Annotated in this window: 18 protein-coding genes; 11 read left to right on the top strand and 7 right to left on the bottom strand. The window is 67.7% G+C overall.

The window, feature by feature from the left end; translation table 11 throughout:
- Positions 1–19 precede the first annotated feature (19 nt).
- From soxZ to E3U25_RS07425, 9 genes are all read left to right on the top strand, one after another.
- The gene (soxZ, locus tag E3U25_RS07385; protein ID WP_036757783.1) at positions 20–349 is read left to right on the top strand and encodes a thiosulfate oxidation carrier complex protein SoxZ; all 330 of its coding nucleotides are present in this window, start codon (positions 20–22) and stop codon (positions 347–349) included.
- A 35-nt stretch (positions 350–384) separates the two neighbouring features.
- A complete protein-coding gene (soxA, locus tag E3U25_RS07390; protein ID WP_116220767.1) occupies positions 385–1,257 on the top strand; it encodes a sulfur oxidation c-type cytochrome SoxA in 873 nt (290 codons plus the stop codon).
- Positions 1,258–1,377: 120 nt separating this feature from the next.
- Entirely contained in the window at positions 1,378–3,072 is a 1,695-nt protein-coding gene (soxB, locus tag E3U25_RS07395; RefSeq protein WP_116220766.1) for a thiosulfohydrolase SoxB, read from the top strand.
- Between the two features lie 23 nt (positions 3,073–3,095).
- Positions 3,096–4,388, top strand: a complete 1,293-nt coding sequence (gene soxC, locus E3U25_RS07400; RefSeq protein WP_036757778.1) for a sulfite dehydrogenase — start codon at positions 3,096–3,098, stop codon at positions 4,386–4,388.
- A complete protein-coding gene (locus tag E3U25_RS07405; RefSeq protein WP_116220765.1) occupies positions 4,372–5,523 on the top strand; it encodes a c-type cytochrome in 1,152 nt (383 codons plus the stop codon). Before soxC ends, E3U25_RS07405 begins: the two co-directional genes overlap by 17 nt.
- Before the next feature lie 3 nt (positions 5,524–5,526).
- Positions 5,527–6,237 carry a c-type cytochrome gene (locus tag E3U25_RS07410; protein WP_116220764.1) on the top strand — a complete coding sequence of 237 codons (711 nt, stop codon included), beginning with the start codon at positions 5,527–5,529 and terminating at the stop codon, positions 6,235–6,237.
- Between the two features lie 54 nt (positions 6,238–6,291).
- Positions 6,292–7,554 (top strand): NAD(P)/FAD-dependent oxidoreductase, encoded by a 1,263-nt coding sequence (locus E3U25_RS07415; RefSeq protein ID WP_116220763.1) that lies wholly within the window; start codon positions 6,292–6,294, stop codon positions 7,552–7,554.
- Positions 7,555–7,571: 17 nt separating this feature from the next.
- Positions 7,572–8,483 (top strand): MBL fold metallo-hydrolase, encoded by a 912-nt coding sequence (locus E3U25_RS07420; RefSeq protein WP_116220762.1) that lies wholly within the window; start codon positions 7,572–7,574, stop codon positions 8,481–8,483.
- Positions 8,483–9,421, top strand: a complete 939-nt coding sequence (locus tag E3U25_RS07425) for an MBL fold metallo-hydrolase (RefSeq protein WP_036757768.1) — start codon at positions 8,483–8,485, stop codon at positions 9,419–9,421. Before E3U25_RS07420 ends, E3U25_RS07425 begins: the two co-directional genes overlap by 1 nt.
- A 51-nt stretch (positions 9,422–9,472) precedes the next feature.
- On the opposite strand, the gene E3U25_RS07430 is transcribed toward E3U25_RS07425, so the two are convergent.
- Positions 9,473–10,057, bottom strand: coding sequence for a rhodanese-like domain-containing protein (locus tag E3U25_RS07430; protein WP_072464274.1), 585 nt, complete (start codon positions 10,055–10,057; stop codon positions 9,473–9,475).
- A 122-nt stretch (positions 10,058–10,179) separates the two neighbouring features.
- The gene (locus E3U25_RS07435) at positions 10,180–11,241 is read right to left on the bottom strand and encodes a YeeE/YedE family protein (protein ID WP_114535903.1); all 1,062 of its coding nucleotides are present in this window, start codon (positions 11,239–11,241) and stop codon (positions 10,180–10,182) included.
- Positions 11,242–11,756: 515 nt separating this feature from the next.
- Between E3U25_RS07435 and E3U25_RS07440 the strand changes: the two genes are divergently transcribed.
- Positions 11,757–12,068, top strand: coding sequence for an H-NS histone family protein (locus tag E3U25_RS07440; protein ID WP_114535902.1), 312 nt, complete (start codon positions 11,757–11,759; stop codon positions 12,066–12,068).
- 44 nt (positions 12,069–12,112) lie between these two features.
- Here the strand turns inward: E3U25_RS07440 and E3U25_RS07445 are convergent, their stop codons facing one another.
- The gene (locus E3U25_RS07445) at positions 12,113–12,478 is read right to left on the bottom strand and encodes a winged helix-turn-helix transcriptional regulator (RefSeq protein ID WP_036757763.1); all 366 of its coding nucleotides are present in this window, start codon (positions 12,476–12,478) and stop codon (positions 12,113–12,115) included.
- A gap of 135 nt (positions 12,479–12,613) precedes the next feature.
- On the opposite strand from E3U25_RS07445, the gene E3U25_RS07450 reads away from it, so the two are divergent.
- On the top strand, positions 12,614–13,162 hold the full coding sequence (locus E3U25_RS07450) for an FMN-dependent NADH-azoreductase (protein WP_036757762.1): 549 nt from the start codon (positions 12,614–12,616) through the stop codon (positions 13,160–13,162).
- A 19-nt stretch (positions 13,163–13,181) separates the two neighbouring features.
- Here E3U25_RS07450 and E3U25_RS07455 read toward each other — a convergent pair whose 3' ends face one another.
- The 4 genes from E3U25_RS07455 to E3U25_RS07470 are packed head-to-tail and all read right to left on the bottom strand — an operon-like array spanning position 13,182 to position 16,904.
- A complete protein-coding gene (locus E3U25_RS07455) occupies positions 13,182–14,351 on the bottom strand; it encodes an NnrS family protein (RefSeq protein WP_116220761.1) in 1,170 nt (389 codons plus the stop codon).
- Positions 14,348–15,097, bottom strand: coding sequence for an ABC transporter ATP-binding protein (locus E3U25_RS07460; protein ID WP_036757760.1), 750 nt, complete (start codon positions 15,095–15,097; stop codon positions 14,348–14,350). The genes E3U25_RS07455 and E3U25_RS07460 overlap by 4 nt, the downstream gene beginning before the upstream one ends.
- Positions 15,094–15,912, bottom strand: a complete 819-nt coding sequence (locus tag E3U25_RS07465) for an ABC transporter permease (protein WP_072463698.1) — start codon at positions 15,910–15,912, stop codon at positions 15,094–15,096. Before E3U25_RS07465 ends, E3U25_RS07460 begins: the two co-directional genes overlap by 4 nt.
- Positions 15,909–16,904: an ABC transporter substrate-binding protein gene (locus tag E3U25_RS07470; protein ID WP_116220760.1), complete on the bottom strand. Its 996-nt coding sequence runs from the start codon at positions 16,902–16,904 to the stop codon at positions 15,909–15,911. Before E3U25_RS07470 ends, E3U25_RS07465 begins: the two co-directional genes overlap by 4 nt.
- Positions 16,905–16,975 lie beyond the last annotated feature (71 nt).

The raw sequence follows: 16,975 nt of genomic DNA on the forward strand, positions 1-16,975 counted from the left end.
CAGGAACAGGAGAATTACGATGGCAGATGATGCAAAGCCCCGCGTGAAGGTTCCGAGTTCGGCCAAGGCGGGCGAGAGCGTGACGATCAAGGCGCTGATCTCGCACAAGATGGAATCGGGCCAGCGCAAGGATGCCGAGGGCAAGCTGATCCCGCGCTCGATCATCAACCGCTTCACGTGCGACCTGAACGGGGTGAACGTGGTGGACGTGGCGATCGACCCGGCGGTCTCGACCAACCCCTATTTCGAATTCGACGCCAAGGTCGATGCGGCCGGGGAATTCAAGTTCACCTGGTATGACGACGACGGCTCTGTCTACGAAGACGTGAAGCCGATCTCGGTCGCCTGAGCGCCGCAAACATCCAGATCCAGGGAGGAGACGCGATGCTGCGCTTTACCAAGACAAAAGGCACCTTGGCCGCCACGGCCCTTGGCCTCGCCCTTGCGGGCGCGGCTTTCGCGGACCCGGTCGAGGACGAACTGGTCATCGAAGCCGAGGAGGGCCAGGTCGAGATCGTGACCAAGACCGCACCGCCCGCCTTTCTGGCCGACACGTTCGACGCGATCTATTCCGGCTGGCACTTTCGCGACGACACCACGCGGGATCTGGAGCGGGACGATTTCGACAACCCCGCCATGGTCTTCGTGGACCGCGGCCTCGACAAGTGGAACGCGGCCATGGGCACGGGCGGCGAAAGCTGCGCCAGTTGCCACCAGGGACCGGAATCCATGGCCGGGCTGCGCGCCGTCATGCCTCGGGTCGACGAAAAGACCGGCAAGCTGATGATCATGGAGGATTACGTCAACGCCTGCGTGACCGAGCGCATGGGCCTGGAGAAATGGGGCGTGACCTCGGAGAACATGAAGGACATGCTGTCGCTGATCTCGCTTCAGTCACGCGGCATGGCTGTCAACGTCAAGATCGACGGGCCCGCTGCCCCCTATTGGGAGCATGGCAAGGAGATCTACTATACCCGCTATGGCCAGCTGGAAATGTCCTGCGCGAACTGCCACGAGGACAACAACGGCCTGATGATCCGGGCCGACCACCTGAGCCAGGGCCAGGTGAACGGCTTCCCGACCTACCGGCTCAAGGACTCGGGCATGGTCACGGCACAGCAGCGTTTCGTGGGCTGCGTCCGCGACACCCGCGCCGAGACCTTCAAGGCCGGCTCGGACGACTTCAAGGCGCTGGAGCTTTACGTCGCCTCGCGCGGCAACGGCCTTTCGGTCGAAGGCGTGTCGGTCCGGCACTGAAGCCTTGCGACCGCCGGCCCTGCCGGCGGTCCCCTTCCCTACCAATCGAAAGGGCAATGCTTCGGCGCGCCTTGGCGCGGCGGAAGAGTCTTGTCCGAAACGCACAGGAGTAACCGGGGGATGATTACCCGACGTGAGTTCATTCAGGTCGCCATGGCCACCTCGGCCCTGGTCGGGGCCTCGGGTTTCGGGACATGGTCGCGGGTGTCGGCGCAGCAGGCGCTGACCCAGGACCAGCTGCTGCAGTTCGACGATTTCGGCAATGTGACGTTGATCCATGTGACCGACATCCATGCCCAGTTGAAACCAATCTATTTCCGCGAGCCCGAGATCAACATCGGCGTGGGCGACGCCAAGGGCAAGGTGCCTCATGTCACCGGCGCCGAGTTCCAGAAGATGTTCGGCATCGCGCCCGGATCGGCCGATGCCTATGCGCTCAGCTACCCGGATTTCGAGGCCTTGGCGCGCGGCTACGGCCGGATGGGCGGCATGGACCGCGTCGCGACCGTGGTCAAGGCGATCCGCGCCGCCCGGCCCGACTCGATCCTGCTCGATGGCGGCGACACCTGGCACGGCTCGATGACCTCGTTCCTGACCAAGGGCCAGGACATGGTGAACGTGATGAACGCGCTTGGCGTCGATGCCATGACCAGCCATTGGGAATGGACCTATGGCACCGAGCGGGTCAAGGAGATCGTCGAGACCCAGCTGAAGTTCCCCTTCCTCGGCGCGAACATCTTCGACGTGGAATGGGACGAGCCGGCCTTCGAGCCCTACAAGATCTTCGAGCGCGGCGGCCAGCGCATCGGCGTCATCGGCCAGGCCTTCCCCTACATGCCCATCGCCAACCCGAAATGGATGTTCCCCGAATACAGCTTCGGCATCCGCGAGGAACGGATGCAGCAGGTCGTGGACGAGCTGCGTGCCGAGGGCGTCGACCTGGTCGTGGTCCTGTCGCACAACGGCTTCGACGTCGACAAGAAGATGGGGGGCCGGGTCAAGGGCATCGACGTGATCCTGTCGGGCCATACCCATGACGCCGTCCCCGAGCCGGTCCTGATCGGCGAGACGATCCTGATCGCCACCGGCTCGAACGGGAAATTCGTCAGCCGCGTCGACCTGGACGTGCGCGACGGCAAGATGATGGGCTTCCGCCACAAGCTGATCCCGATCTTCTCGGACGTCATCACGCCCGATGCCGACATGGCCGCCCTGATCGACGCCGAGCGCGCGCCCTTCAAGGCGCAGCTCGAGGAAAAGATCGGCACCACCGAAAGCCTGCTTTACCGCCGCGGCAACTTCAACGGCTCTTGGGACGACCTGATCTGCGACGCCATCCGCACGGAACGCGACGTGCAGATCGCGCTGTCGCCGGGCGTGCGCTGGGGCACCACGCTGCTGCCCGGCGATGCGATCACCCGCGAGGACGTCCACAACGTCACCTCGATGACCTATGGCGCGGTCTACCGCACCGAAATGACCGGCGAGACGCTCAGGACCGTCCTGGAGGACGTCGCCGACAACATCTTCAACACGGACCCCTATTACCAGCAAGGCGGGGACATGGTGCGCGTGGGCGGGCTGGCCTATGCGATCGACGTGTCCAAGCCGATGGGGCAACGGATCGGCGCCATGGCGCTGGCCGACACGGGCGAGGCCATCGAGCCCGCCAAATCCTACACAGTCGCCGGCTGGGCATCGGTCAACGAAGGCACCGAGGGCCCGCAAATCTGGGACGTGGTCGAATCGCATATCCGCAAGATCGGCACCGTCCGCCTGCAACCCAACACCTCGGTCACCGTGACCGGGGTCTGACAATCACGAAGGAGCGTTCGCCCATGAAAGACGAACTCACCAAGGACGGCAAGGACGCCGTCGGCACCTCGCGCCGCGCCTTTCTGCGCGGGGGCGCGGTGGCCGGCGCCAGCCTTGTCACCGGCACGGGCCTGGCCCGCGCGGCCGAAACCCCCGACCCGCTGATTACCGAGATCCAGCCCTGGGCCTCGGAATTCGGCGAGGCGGTCGATGCCAATCCCTACGGCCTGCCGATCCATTTCGAATCGCATGTGAAGCGGCAATATGTCGAATGGCTGACCGAAAGCCCGGTCTCTTCGATCAACTTCACGCCGATCCATGCGCTGGAAGGCACGATCACGCCCCAGGGCTGTGCCTTCGAGCGGCACCATTCCGGCTCCATCGAGCTGAGCAAGCAGGACTACCGGCTGATGATCAACGGGCTGGTGGAAAAGCCGCTGGTCTTCACCTTCGAGGATCTGCTGCGCTTTCCCCGCACCACCACCACCGCCTTCTGCGAATGCGCGGCAAACGGCGGCATGGAATGGGGCGGCGCGCAGCTGGAGGGCTGCCAGTATACCCAGGGCATGATCCACAACATGGAATATGTCGGCGTGCCGCTGTCGGTGCTGCTGGCCGAGGCCGGGGTCAAGCCCGAGGGCAAATGGCTTTACGCCGAGGGGGCGGATGCCTCGTCCAACGGTCGCTCCTTCCCGATGGAAAAGGTGATGGACGACATGATGCTGGCCTTCTTCGCCAATGGCGAGGCGCTGCGCAAGGAACACGGCTATCCCGCCCGCCTGGTCGTGCCGGGCTGGGAAGGCAACATGTGGGTGAAATGGGTCCGCCGCCTGGGGATCTATGACAAGGCGGTGGAAAGCCGCGAGGAGACCTCGAAATACACCGACCTGATGCCGGACGGCCGGGCGCGGAAATGGACCTGGGTGATGGATGCGAAATCGGTCATCACCTCGCCCAGCCCGCAGGTGCCGATCCGCCACGGCAAGGGGCCGCTGGTGATCTCCGGCCTGGCCTGGAGCGGCAACGGCCGCGTCACCCGCGTCGATGTCTCGCTGGACGGCGGCAAGAACTGGACCACGGCGCGGATCACCGGCCAGGCCCTGCCCAAGGCGCTGACCCGCTTCCACCTGGACATCGAATGGGACGGGTCGGAAATGCTGCTGCAATCGCGCGCCGTGGACGAGACCGGCTATGTCCAGCCGACCAAGGATGCCCTGCGCGCCATCCGCGGCCGCAACAACGTCTATCACAACAATGGAATCCAGACCTGGTGGGTCAAGGCCGACGGGGAGGTCGAGAATGTCGAAATCGCTTGAGCTGTTTTTGGGCTCGGTGCTGGCGGCCTCGGTGCTTGCCGGTCCGGCCATGGCGGAAAAGCTGGGACTGGGCCGCGTGGCCCTGCCCGAAGAGATCAGCGCCTGGGACACTGCGGTCCTGCCCGACGGCCAGGGGCTGCGCCCCGGCTCGGGCGATGTCGCCACGGGGGATGCGCTTTTCGCCGACAACTGCGCCTCGTGCCACGGCGACTTCGCCGAGGGGCTGGACAGCTGGCCGGTGCTGGCGGGCGGCGACGGCAGCCTGACCGATCCGCGCCCGGTCAAGACCATCGGCAGCTACTGGCCCTATCTGTCGACGGTCTACGACTATGTCCATCGCTCGATGCCCTTCGGCTCGGCGCAAACCCTGTCGGTGGACGACACCTATGCCATCACCGCCTTCCTGCTTTATTCCAACGGGCTGGTTGAGGACGATTTCGTCCTGACCCACGAGAACTTCACCAAGGTCGTGCTGCCCAATGCCGAGGGCTTCTATCCCGACGACCGCGACCAGAGCGAATATCCGCTGTTCTCGAAAGAGCCCTGCATGACGGATTGCGCGGTCGGGGTCGAGATCACCAAGCGCGCGGTCGATCTGAACGTGACGCCCGAGGATCCCGACGGCCGCCCGGCCGGCAGCATGCCCAACCTGGGCGCAGCTGCCGAACCGGCCGAACCCGCCGCGCCGGTCGAGAAGAAGGCCGAGGCCGCGCCGGCCGAGGCACCGGCGCAAGCCGCGCCCGAGGTCGTGGTCAAGACCGCCGCAGCGGCGCCGGAAACCCCGGCCCCGGCGGAAGCCGCGGCCGCTGCGGACCCGGCGCTGCTGGCCCAGGGCGAAAAGGTGTTCAAGAAATGCGCCGCCTGCCACAAGGTCGGCGACGGCGCCAAGAACAGCACCGGCCCGACGCTGAACGGCATCGTCGGCAGCCCGGCGGGCAAGGTCGAGGGCTTCAAATACTCCAAGCCCCTGCTCGCCATGGCCGCGGACGGGCTGGTCTGGGACGATGCTTCCCTGCACACCTATCTGGAAAGCCCCAAGGGGATGATCAAGGGCGGCAAGATGTCCTTTGCCGGGCTGAAGAAGGAGGACGATCGCGCCGCCGTCATCGCCTATCTCGCCACTTTCGCCAAGTAACCCATGAAACAGCGCAAGCTTCTGCCCGCGCTGTTCCTGGCCGCCGCGACCGGCACCACGCCGGCCGCAGCGGCCGAAATCGGAGACGCGGTCCACGGGGCAGAGCTGTTCGGCAAGGAATGCTCGGTCTGCCACCGGATCGGCAAGGGCGCGCGCCATTCCGTCGGCCCGCGGCTGAACGGCGTCTTCGGCCGCCGCGCCGCCAGCCTGGCCGATTTCAGCTATTCCAAGGCCATGAAGCGCAAGGGCAATGACGGGCTGACCTGGACCCTGGAAACGCTCGACGCCTATATCGAGAACCCCAAGGCGCTGGTGACCGGCACGCGCATGTCCTATCGCGGGCTGGCCGAGCCCCAGGCGCGGGCCGATCTGATGGCCTATATGCGCGACTATTCCGACCGGCCCCAGGACATTCCCGAGGCCGAGCCCACCGCCCGCCGCAACGCGCCGGTGCTGTCCGAAGAGGTGCTGGCCCTGCGCGGGGATCCCGAGTTCGGCGCCTATCTGTCGGCGGAATGCACCACCTGCCACCAGCGCGACGGTTCCGACCAGGGCATCCCCTCGATCGCCAGCTGGCCGCAGGAGGATTTCGTGGTCGCCATGCACGCCTACAAGCAGAAATTGCGGCCGCATCCGGTGATGCAGATGATGGCCGGCAGGCTCAGCGAGGAAGAGATCGCGGCGCTGGCCGCCTTCTTCGCCACGCTCGAATGACCGAAAAGCGGCCGGTTGCCACGCACCGGACCGTTCATCAGGGAGGAGAGAAAGATGATCCTGACGAGACGATCGCTGATCGCGGGCGCCACCGCCGCCACCGGGCTGCTTTATGCGCCCGTCGTCCTGGGACAGGGCAAGCCGAAGGTCGTCGTCATCGGCGGCGGCGCCGGCGGCGGCACGGCGGCCCATTACATGGCCAGAGATTCCCGGGGCGCGCTGGACGTGACCCTGGTCGAGGCCAATCCGGTCTATACGACCTGCTTCTTCTCGAACCTCTATATCGGCGGGTTCCGCGATTTCGAAAGCCTTCAGCACGGCTATGACAAGCTGTCCGCCGCCGGGGTCGCCGTCGTCAACGACACGGCCGTCGGGGTGGATCGCGCGGCGCGGACGGTCACGCTGGCGGGCGGGCAGGTGCTGCCCTATGACCGGCTGGTGCTGTCGCCCGGCATCGAGTTCAAGGAGGATTCGGTCCCCGGCTGGTCGCTCGAGGCGGCCGAAATCATGCCCCATGCCTACAAGGCCGGGCCGCAGACCCAGCTGCTCAGGCGCATGATCGAGTCGATGCCCCAGGGCGGCGTCTTCGCCATGGTCGCGCCCCCCAACCCCTATCGCTGCCCGCCCGGCCCCTATGAGCGGATCAGCATGGTCGCGCATCTGCTCAAGCAGGGCAATCCGACCGCCAAGATCATCATCCTGGACCCCAAGGAAAAATTCTCCAAGCAGACGCTGTTCGAGGAGGGCTGGGGGAAATATTACAACGGCATGGTCGAATGGATCAGCCCCGAATTCGGCGGCGCCAGCGTCGAGGTGCGCCCCGACAGCATGGAGGTGCTGGTCGAGGGCACGGCGCAAAAGGTCGATTGCTGCAACGTGATCCCGGCCCAGAGCGCCGGCCGGATCGCCGCCATCGCCGGGCTGACGGACGAGAGCGGCTGGGCCCCGGTGCATCCCGACAGCATGAAGTCGCGGATGGACGAGAATGTCTGGATCCTGGGCGATTCCAGCGCCCAGGGCGACATGCCGAAATCCGCCTTCTCGGCCAACAGCCAGGCCAAGGTCGCCGCCATGGCGATCCGCGGCGAGCTGACCGGCTCGCGGGTGTTCCCGGCCAAGTATTCCAACACCTGCTGGTCGCTGCTGGCCCCCGATGACGGCATAAAGCTGGGCGCGTCCTACCAGCCGAACGGCGACCGGATCGCCAGCGTCGAGAACTTCATCAGCAACACCGGCGAGGATGCCGCGCTGCGCAAGCTGACCTATGAGGAAAGCCTCGGCTGGTATGCGGGCATCACCGCCGACATCTTCGGCTGAACCGGAAGGACGAACCCATGCAACTGAGCCGCCGCCATTTCCTTGCGGCCTCGGCCGCCGCCCTGGCCCTGCCCTACAGGCGGGCCTGGGCCGCCACCACCCTGACCATGGGTCCGGTGCGCATCGACAGCCTGTCGGACGGGCATCTGGAACTGCCGCTGGACTTCACCTTCGCCGGCCTGCCCGAGGCCGAGGTCTCGGCCCTCATGGCCCGGCACGGGCTGGCGGCGGGCGCGCTGACGCCGCCCTGCAACCTGACGCTGCTGCGCGACGGCACCAACACGGTGCTGTTCGACCTGGGATCGGGCCCGGACTTCATGCCGACCGCCGGCAAGGTGATCGAGGCGCTGGAGGCGCTGGGGCTGGCGCCCGAGGACGTGACCCATGTGCTGATCACCCATGGCCATCCCGATCACCTCTGGGGCCTGCTGGACGAATTCGACGAGCCGGTCTTTGCCCAGGCCGAATACATGATCGGCCAGGCCGAGTTCGATTATTGGATGGACCCCGCCACCGTCGACAGCATCGGCGAGGAGCGCGCCAGCTTTGCCATCGGCGCCTCGCGCCGGCTGGAGGTGGTGGCCGACAGCATCCGCAAGCTGGCGGACGGCGAACAGGCCCTGCCCGGCATCACCGCGCGTCTGACCCCCGGCCATACCCCCGGCCACCTGGCCTATGAGATCGCGACGCCCGAGGGCGCGCTGATGGTCGTGGGCGATGCGATCGGCAACCACCACATCGCCTTCGAGCGCCCCGACTGGCCCTCGCCCTCGGACCAGGATCCGCCGCTGGCCGCCGCCACCCGCATTGCGCTGCTGGAACGGCTGGCGGCGGATGCCATGCCCTTCATCGGCTACCACCTGCCGCAAGGCGGGCTCGGCCGGGTCGAGAAGGCGGAAACCGGCTATCGCTTCACGGGAGAGATCTGATGCGCAGACTGATGCTTTGCCTGGTCGCCGCGCCCGCCTTCGCCTCCGAGGACATCCCCGACCAATACCCGCAATCGGTCCTGTATTCGAAGCCGGTCGAGGTGATCCCGAACGTCTTTTCGGCCATCGGCGCCACCGCGCCGCCGACCTATGACAATGCCGGGCACAACAACAACCTCAGCTTCATCGTGACCGACGAGGGCGTGGTAGTGGTGAACTCGGGCGCGTCGTGGCAGCTGGCCGAGGCGCTGCACGCGGAAATCCGCGCCGTCACCGACCAACCGGTCAAGCTGGTCATCAACGAAAACGGCCAGGGCCACGCCATGCTGGGCAACGGCTACTGGGCGGCGCAGGGCGTGCCGATCCTGGCGCATGAAGAGGCCGCCGCCGAATTCGCCGACGGCGCGCCGCAGGATCTGGCCGGCCTGCAGAACTATGCCCGCGAAAGGGCCGAGGGCACGGTCATCGCCCATCCGACCGAGACCTTCACCGACCGCAAGGACATCACCATGGGCGGCGTCGCCATCGAGGTGCTGCACCTGGGGCCCGCGCATTCGCCCGGCGACACCCAGGTCTGGATCCCGCAATGGTCGATGATGATCGCCGGCGACATCGCCTTTCACGAGCGCATGCCGCCGATCTTCGAGGGCACCTGCACCTCGTGCTGGATCGAGACATGGGAGACGAAATTCGCGCCGCTGGCCCCGGCCCATGTCATTCCCGGCCATGGCCATCCGACCAACCTGGCGCAGGTGACGCGCTATACCCGCGACTACCTGGCCGATCTGCGCGAAAAGATCGGCGCGCATATCGAAGAGGGCGGCGACCTGGGCGGCGCCTATTACGTCGACCAGTCGCGCTGGTCGCGGCTCGATACGTTCGAGGAACTGGCGACCAAGAATGCCGGCGTGGTCTTTGCCGAGATGGAGTTCGAATAAGGCTGCGGCCGGGCGGGCGCCTGCCCTGCCCGGCCGCTCCGGCCCGCCGGGTTACATCCCGTGCATCTTGGCCTTGTCCAGCTTGTAGCTCCAGGGCAGGCCCGCGTTCTTCCAGCCGTTGACGCTGCGGGTTCCGGCCAGCGGCCCGTCCTTGGCAAGGTCGCCCTCGAACCCGTCCGTCACCGACCAGACATTGCCGAAGCCCGCCTTGGCCAGTTCGTTGGCCGCCTTGGCGCTACGGTCGCCCGACCGGCAGATCAGGACGATGGCCGCATCCTGGCCAAGGCCCTTGGCCCCCAGGCGGGCCCGGACCTCGTCGATGAAGCCGGGATTGCTTTCCATCTTGAAGGTCGAGCGCTTGTCGTCCCAGGCGGGCGATGCGGGCTGGATCATGTGGGGCACGTTGGCATCCGCGACGGTCGCCATGCCGACAAAGGCCACCTCGCCGGGCGAGCGCACATCCAGAAACAGCACCTCCTGCGGGGACTGCACGACCTTTTCATAGGCCTCGGCCGCGGTCAGATACAGCTTCTGCACCGTCTGCTTGTTTTCGGGCAAGGCCGCCGCATCGCTCGCCCAGGCCGGAGCCAGGGGCGACAGCGCCGACAATGCCAGGCCAAAAAGAATGGCACGCATGTGAAATCCTCTCCTGCTTATATAGCAAGATACGAATATACGACTTGAGCGATATAACGAAGCGATTTCATGCGTCCGTGCCGGCATTTTTCCGGCCCCTGCCTTTTCCCGCCCCCGGCCGGTCAGGCCGTCGCCCGATGCGCGGATTGGTCCACCAGCCAGTCGGTGATGACGGCGCCGATCCACATGCACAACAGCGCAAGCCAGGCCGTCGCCACGAAGATCGAGCCGCCCGAGACGCCGGCGCCGATGGCGCAGCCCCCGGCCAGCATGGCGCCGAAGCCCATCAGCGCCGCCCCCAACATCGAGCGCCGCATCTGCCCCTCGCCCTCGAAGCCCTGGAACTTCAGCCGCCGCTTCAGCGCCGCCGACAGGAAGGCGCCGACAAAGACGCCCGGCACCAGGCCGATGTCGAAATCCAGGATCGGGCTTTCGGTCAGAAAGAACATCAGCGTGCTGGCGGAAGGCCCGGAAAAGGTGGCCGAGGTCACGCTGACCGGATCGAAGGCCTGCTGCGACAGCGAAAAGGTCAGCACCCAGCCAAGCGCCACCGCAAAGCCCACGCCCGAGGCAAAGACCAGCACCGGCAGGCCGATCCGGTTCGCCCGCGCCAGCCAAAGCGCCAGCACGGCACAGCCGATGCCGACCAGGATGGCGCCGGATTCGCGCAGCGGCAGCGCTGTCAGCAGGCTGACATTGCGCCCGCCCGGCGTGGTCCACAGCCCCGCCAGCTCTTGCCGCAAGGGGGCCAGCCAGCCATGCAGCGCCATCTGCGCCACCACCGCGAAGATCAGCCCCGACACGACCGAGCGCAGGTTCCCCGTCGCCGCCAGCACCAGAAGCCGCCCCGAACAGCCGCGCGCCAGCACCATGCCGGCGCCGAACATCAGCCCGCCGATCACCGCGCCCGACCAACTGCCGGTGACGGCCATCATCCGCGCCTCCTCGGCGCGGAACAGGCCCAGAAGCCCTGCCCCCTGGACCCAGATCACCGCGGTCGAAAAGGTCAGCAGCCAGACCGCGACCTTGGGCCCCAGGCTGCCACGAGCGAATTCCACCGTGGCCGCGCGCAGGCAAAAGGACGACCGTTCCGCGGAAAAGCCAAAGACGGCCCCGACCAGCAAACCGAAGATCGCGGCCAGTTGCGGCTCGGGAACATGCTCAAGCAGAAAGTCGAGATCCATGGCAGCCATCCTTTTCGACATATGGCCCCGGCCGCCCCGACCGCGCCTTGACATGGATCATATCCGGGCCAAAGCCCAGGCATCAACGCGGCACGCGGCCGCCCCGCCCGGAATTGCCGGTCGCCTGCGATAAAAACGCCAATGATCCGGCGGATTCCAGGACAACCGGCCGGCAAGGTTTCTGGAAGCCAAGCGATGAAGATCGCATAATCGGTGCGCCCATCGGCGCAAATCGACCAGGCAAAACGCTGGAATGAAAAGGCGATCTCCTGCGGCCCCAGCGACGCAAAACCCGATGATCGCCGGGATTAAGATCGCACGCCGCGCATGGCCATCGGGCGGCTTGAAATGCTGCCGGCGTCGCCAATGGGCGATTGAAAAACCGCGGCGCTGGATCTTGATATTCCGACCGCCCGGCGGTTATTTTCGAGCGATCAGCGCGGCGCCTTCGCCGGCCGCCGGTTTCCGGCGTGAATGCGGCAGCGGCGCCAATCGCCTATCGAAAGGAACTGCAAATGACCGAGATCGATCTGAACGCCATGTCCCTGGCCGAGCTGAAACAGCTGCGCAAGGATGTCGAAAGGGCCATCACCGGTTTCGAGGCCCGCCGCAAGGCCGAAGCCCGCGCCAAGGCCGAGGAAGCCGCGAAACAATTCGGCTTTTCCCTGACGCAATTGATCGAGACGGCGGCGCAGCGTCCCGCGGCCGCGCCGAAATATGTCCACCCCGAGAATCCCGATCTGACCTGGAGCGGGCGCGGCCGCAAACCCCGCTGGATCGCCGAAGGATTGGCCGCCGGCAAGGCGCTGGAAGATTTCGCCATCTGAACGGCATTGCCCCCGGCAGATCGAATGCAGGGGCCTTGTCCCGGCTAGACCTTTTCGCCCGCCCGGTCGAAACGGGCCTGGGCATCATGGATCGCGTCGATATTCGCCATCGCCCATTCCGCCAGCGCGCAGACCGGCTTGCGCAGCGAACGGCCAAGCTCGGTCAATTCGTAATCCACGCGCGGCGGAATGCTGGGCGTCACCGTGCGCGACACCAGCCCGTCGCGCTCCAGCCCGCGCAGGGTCAGCGTCAGCATGCGCTGGGAAATGCTGGGGATCTCGCGGCGCAATTCGCTGAACCGCCGCGGCCCCTCGGCCAGGACCGAAACGATCAGCAGGCTCCATTTGTCGCCGATCCGCTGCAGGACGGCGGCAAAGGCCCGGCAACCGAAACTGTTGGGGTCATGCATCTGGTTTCTCCGGTTTCCTTGCCGTGACCGGGTCACAGCCATGTAACTGCGGCACAGGATTGTGCCTTCTTGCGGGGGTCTTCCCGATGGTTATCTAAGCGGCCTCAGTATAAATTCCATACCTAGGAGACAAAAGTGACCATCCTGCATATCGACAGCAGCATCACCGGCGACAACAGCGTCAGCCGCATCGTCAGCCAGGCGATCATCGACCGGCTGGCCGAGGCCCGGCCCGGCGTCCCCGTCATCCGCCGCGACCTGGCCGGCGCGCCGCTGCCGCATCTGACGCTGGATGCGCTGGCCGACAGCGCGGTTCTGGACGAGTTCCTGGCCGCCGAGACGGTGGTGATCGGCGCGCCGATGTATAACTTCACCCTGCCGAGCCAGCTCAAGGCCTGGATCGACCGCATCGTCGTCGCCGGCAAGACCTTCCGCTATACCGCCGAGGGGCCGGAGGGGCTGGCCGGCGGCAAGCGCGTGATCATCGCCCTGGCGCGCGGCGGCTTTTACAGCGACGACGCGCGGGTGGCGCTGGAGCATCTGGAAAGCTACCTGCGCTCGGTCTTTGCCTTCATCGGCATCGAGGCCGAATTCGTGATGGCCGACGGCGTGAGCATCGGCCCAGAACAGCGCCAGGCCGCCATCGACCAGGCGCTTGGCCAGACCCGGCAGCTTGCCGCATGAACCCCGCGCCGCCCGCCCCCTAGGGCAGGCGGCGTATCGCCGGCCAGTAATCGGCCAGCCACAGCAGGAACGCCGCCGCCCACAGCAGGGCGGCGAGCAGGTGCAGCGGGCCGGGCGGCCACGGCATCAGCCCCATCTCGGGCAGGGCGCGCAGCAGCACCGCCAGTCCAGCCAGCACGAAAGCCGCGCGGGTCGGCCGGTTCAGGCCAAGCCCCTGCCCGGTATGGAACCGCCCGGCGATCGCCAGCACCGCCAGCACGCCCAGGCCCAGGCCGCCCATCAGCGCCAGATGCAGCGGCCCGGCCTCGGCCCAGGGCGCGCCAAGCGCGGCGGCACCCAAGCCCAGCAGCCCCGCGCCGGCAAATCCCGCCGCCGCCATCAGCACCATGATCTCGGCGCGAAACGCCTCGGCACCGACAAAGCCCTCGGCCATGCGGTCCATGAAGGCGGCGCCGGCGGCGATCCACAGAAAGCCCGCGACCGCCGGCGAGAGCCCCGCGACCTGCCCCGCCAGGGCCAGCGCCACCAAGCCGGCCGACAGGTTCAGCCGCCCCGGATGCGGCCGAAAGGGCGAGGTGCTTTCGCTGGGGTCCAGCACGATATTCGTCACCGGCACGCTGATGCGCGCCAGCGCCAGCGACAGCAGCCCCAGAAACACCAGTCCGGCGACGCGCAGCCATTCCGCCGCCGCCTCGGCCTGCCCGGCCAGCATCGCCATGCGCGCCATCAGCCCGGCCAGCGCCAGCGCGAAAAGCCAGCCCGCAAAGCTGAGCAGCCGCGTGGTCCGCTGCTGCAGCGAGACCTTGAGCAGATAGGCCAGCAGCAGCACCAGCCAGGCCAGGTCCGCCAGCATCGCCGGCAGGACCAGCAGGTCCGCGCCCAGAAGCCCCGCGATCCGCGCCAGGCCCCAAAGTGCGGCCAGCACCCAAAGCGGCCGTCCGCGCAGGCGGGGGGTGTCGCTCCATTCCGGCGCGGCGGTGGTCAGAAAGCCCAGCAGCGCCGCGCCCCAGGCGCCGAAGATCATCTCGTTCGCATGCCAGATGCCGGCCGGGATCTGCCGCGCAAGGGGCAGGTCGAAGGACCAGAGCCCGACCCAGACGAGCGGCCACAGCCCGGCATGCAGCGCCGCCAGCGGAAAGAACAGCCGGAAGCCTTCGTCGGACAGCACGCGGTGCAGCGGAGGCGTCATGGGCGCAGCCGTTCGTCGATGTCGTGGATATGCGCAAACAGCGGGTCGGCGGTCAGGTAGTGCTGGCGCAGGGCAAAGATCGCCGCCTCGTCGCGGGTGCCGGGGCTGCCCGGCGGCAGGCGCTCGCCGGCGATGCCGCGCCCGCCCGCGTCCAGGACCAGGATGCGGTGGCTGATGCGGATCGCCTCCAGCAGGTCATGGGTGATGAAGAGCGCGGCGAAGCGCGCCGAGGCGGCGGCCTCGATCACCAGATCCTGCATCCGCCGCTTCAGCGCCACATCCAGCGCGGTGAAGGGTTCGTCGAAATAGATGAAATCCGGGTCCGTCACCAGGGCGCGGGCGATGGCGGCGCGCTGGCGCATGCCGCCCGAAAGCTCGGACGGGTATTTCCCCAGATCCTCGGGCAGCAGGCCGGCGCGCAGGGCGGCATCGGCGATCACCCGGCGCCGCATCCGGCGCGGCGCGCGCGACAGGCGCAGCGGAAAGCCGATATTGCCGGCCGCGGTGGCCCAGGGCATCAGCCGCGGCTCCTGGAAGACCATCGCGTGGCGCAGGTAGTGGCGGGCGATGCGCCCCTCGCGCGGCTCGACCAGCCCGGCGGCGATATGCGCAAGCGTGGACTTGCCCGAACCCGACGGCCCGACCAGCGCCACGATCTCTTGCCGGGCGACGCCCAGCGTGATGCCTTCGAGCACGGTGCGGCCGAAAAAGGCGTGGCCGATGCGGTTCAGTTCCAGCAGGCTCATCGCTTGACGCCCCAGGGCGCTGCGGCCTCGCGCCAGCGCTCCAGCTCGGCCCGGACCGGGCGGATCAGCACGTATTCGACCGCGATCAGCGCGGCGACGGCCAGGCTGACCCAGGCCAGCGCCTCGGCGATGTCCAGCATGGCCCGCGCCCGCGCCAGCGCGCCGCCGATGCCGCCGGCATTGGCCAGCAGCTCGGCCATGATCGCCACCTTGAAGGCCGAGCCGAGCGCCAGGATCAGCGCCGGGAACAGCTGCGCCGAAATCTGCCGGGCCGAGACGAACAGGAAGCGCCGCAGCGGCCCGGCGCCAAAGACCTGCGCCATGTCGTCCAGGCCGCGGTCGCGCGTCACCACCCCCTCGACCGCGCCGACGAAGACGACCGGCGTGGCCGAGATCAGGATCGTCACCGCCACGGTCAGGTCCGAGGGGCCGAACCAGATCATCGCCAGCACGATCCAGGCGATGGGCGGCACGCCCAGAAGCAGGGTCAGGATCGGCCGCGACAGCCGCAGCGTGGCCGGGGAATAGCCCGCCGCCACCCCGAAAAGCGTGCCGATCAGCGCGCAAAGCCCGAAGCCGGCCAGCGCGCGGGCGGTGGTCAGGGCCAGCAGTTCCTGCGCCCTGCCCTCGTGCATAAGCCGCGCCGCCGCGGCCAGCGTGTCCAGCGGCGCGGTCAGGATGAAATCGCCATAGGCCTCGTGCCCGGCCTGCCACAGCGCGCCGATCAGCGCCAGGCCCGCGAGCCCCGCCCAGGCCGACCACAGGAACCGGCCCAGCCGCGCCAGCCGGTCGAGACAGGCCGAAAGCAGGCTCACAGCAGATAGAACCCGTCGTCGGGCAGCTTGCCGCCGATGATCGCGGCATCGGTTTCGGCCATCAGCGACAGGATCGCCTCGATCGCCGGCCGCGCCTCGCCGGCGGGGCGCACGGCCAGCCGGGAATGCGGCACCGAGAGCGCCAGGATCGGGGCAGGCATGTCCAGGGCGCCGGCGGCTTCGGTCGCGGCCTGTACCGGATCGGCCAGCACCTCGCCGTTCGCCTGCGCCAGCGCGGCCTGCAAGGGCGCCAGCACCTCGGCGCCGCCGGCCATGAAGGCGTCGGTCGCGGCCAGCCCGGCCTGCGGCAGCACCGGGCCGACATCACCCTGCCGGCCCCATTCCTCTTGCAGGTCGATCACCCGCGCGAAAGCCTTGCCCACGGTCCGCCCGCGCATGATCGCCACGCTGGAGGCCGGCTCGCTGAGCAGCGCCGCCTCGATCTGGCCGGCCAGCAGCATCTGCGCCGCCTCGATGGGGCTGCCGACGGGCACCAGCTGCACCTTGTCGGCGATGCCCTGCCGCGCCAGCAGCGCGCGCAGCACGAAATCGGGCGTGTCGTTGACGAAGGGCACGGCCAGGCGCCTGCCCTCCAGCCCGGCGAAATCGGCGACCACGCCGGATTCGGCCACGATGAACAGCAGCCCGTCGGTCATGGTATTGACCAGCCGCAGCCCCATGCCGCGGTTATAGAGATTCGCGGCGACCTGCACCGGCACCACCGACAGGTCGATGGTCCCCGAGGTCAGCCCGGCGCGCAACTCGTCCGGGGTGCGCCAGACGGTCAGCGACACCTCGGCCGACAGATCCTTCAGCGCGCCGCTGGCCACGGCATGGGCCAGGGTGATGCTGGGCCCGGCAGGCGGTCCGAACAGCGCAAGCCGCGCCAGGGGTGCTGCGCGCAGGATGCCGGGCGCCGCCAGGGTGGCGGCAAGCGCGCCGGCCCCGGCAAGAAGGGCGCGGCGCGAGGGATGACGAGGGGTTTGGGACATGTCTGCCCTCCTGGCAGTCGCAAGATGAACGGGGGATCGCTGGCGGAGGGCTGGCGCGGGGTTGACGATAC

The organism is Paracoccus versutus (assembly GCF_029909795.1).
GTDB lineage: Bacteria > Pseudomonadota > Alphaproteobacteria > Rhodobacterales > Rhodobacteraceae > Paracoccus > Paracoccus versutus.

What these genes read in the sequence shown, in the direction of transcription:
- E3U25_RS07435 (WP_114535903.1), bottom strand. Translation starts at nt 11,241, where the DNA reads ATGGATCTCGACTTTCTGCTTGAGCATGTTCCCGAGCCGCAACTGGCC.
- E3U25_RS07445 (WP_036757763.1), bottom strand. Translation starts at nt 12,478, where the DNA reads ATGCATGACCCCAACAGTTTCGGTTGCCGGGCCTTTGCCGCCGTCCTG.
- soxB (WP_116220766.1), top strand. Translation starts at nt 1,378, where the DNA reads ATGATTACCCGACGTGAGTTCATTCAGGTCGCCATGGCCACCTCGGCC.
- E3U25_RS07415 (WP_116220763.1), top strand. Translation starts at nt 6,292, where the DNA reads ATGATCCTGACGAGACGATCGCTGATCGCGGGCGCCACCGCCGCCACC.
- E3U25_RS07410 (WP_116220764.1), top strand. Translation starts at nt 5,527, where the DNA reads ATGAAACAGCGCAAGCTTCTGCCCGCGCTGTTCCTGGCCGCCGCGACC.
- E3U25_RS07460 (WP_036757760.1), bottom strand. Translation starts at nt 15,097, where the DNA reads ATGAGCCTGCTGGAACTGAACCGCATCGGCCACGCCTTTTTCGGCCGC.
- E3U25_RS07405 (WP_116220765.1), top strand. Translation starts at nt 4,372, where the DNA reads ATGTCGAAATCGCTTGAGCTGTTTTTGGGCTCGGTGCTGGCGGCCTCG.
- E3U25_RS07470 (WP_116220760.1), bottom strand. Translation starts at nt 16,904, where the DNA reads ATGTCCCAAACCCCTCGTCATCCCTCGCGCCGCGCCCTTCTTGCCGGG.
- E3U25_RS07440 (WP_114535902.1), top strand. Translation starts at nt 11,757, where the DNA reads ATGACCGAGATCGATCTGAACGCCATGTCCCTGGCCGAGCTGAAACAG.
- soxC (WP_036757778.1), top strand. Translation starts at nt 3,096, where the DNA reads ATGAAAGACGAACTCACCAAGGACGGCAAGGACGCCGTCGGCACCTCG.
- E3U25_RS07455 (WP_116220761.1), bottom strand. Translation starts at nt 14,351, where the DNA reads ATGACGCCTCCGCTGCACCGCGTGCTGTCCGACGAAGGCTTCCGGCTG.
- soxA (WP_116220767.1), top strand. Translation starts at nt 385, where the DNA reads ATGCTGCGCTTTACCAAGACAAAAGGCACCTTGGCCGCCACGGCCCTT.
- E3U25_RS07425 (WP_036757768.1), top strand. Translation starts at nt 8,483, where the DNA reads ATGCGCAGACTGATGCTTTGCCTGGTCGCCGCGCCCGCCTTCGCCTCC.
- E3U25_RS07420 (WP_116220762.1), top strand. Translation starts at nt 7,572, where the DNA reads ATGCAACTGAGCCGCCGCCATTTCCTTGCGGCCTCGGCCGCCGCCCTG.
- soxZ (WP_036757783.1), top strand. Translation starts at nt 20, where the DNA reads ATGGCAGATGATGCAAAGCCCCGCGTGAAGGTTCCGAGTTCGGCCAAG.
- E3U25_RS07430 (WP_072464274.1), bottom strand. Translation starts at nt 10,057, where the DNA reads ATGCGTGCCATTCTTTTTGGCCTGGCATTGTCGGCGCTGTCGCCCCTG.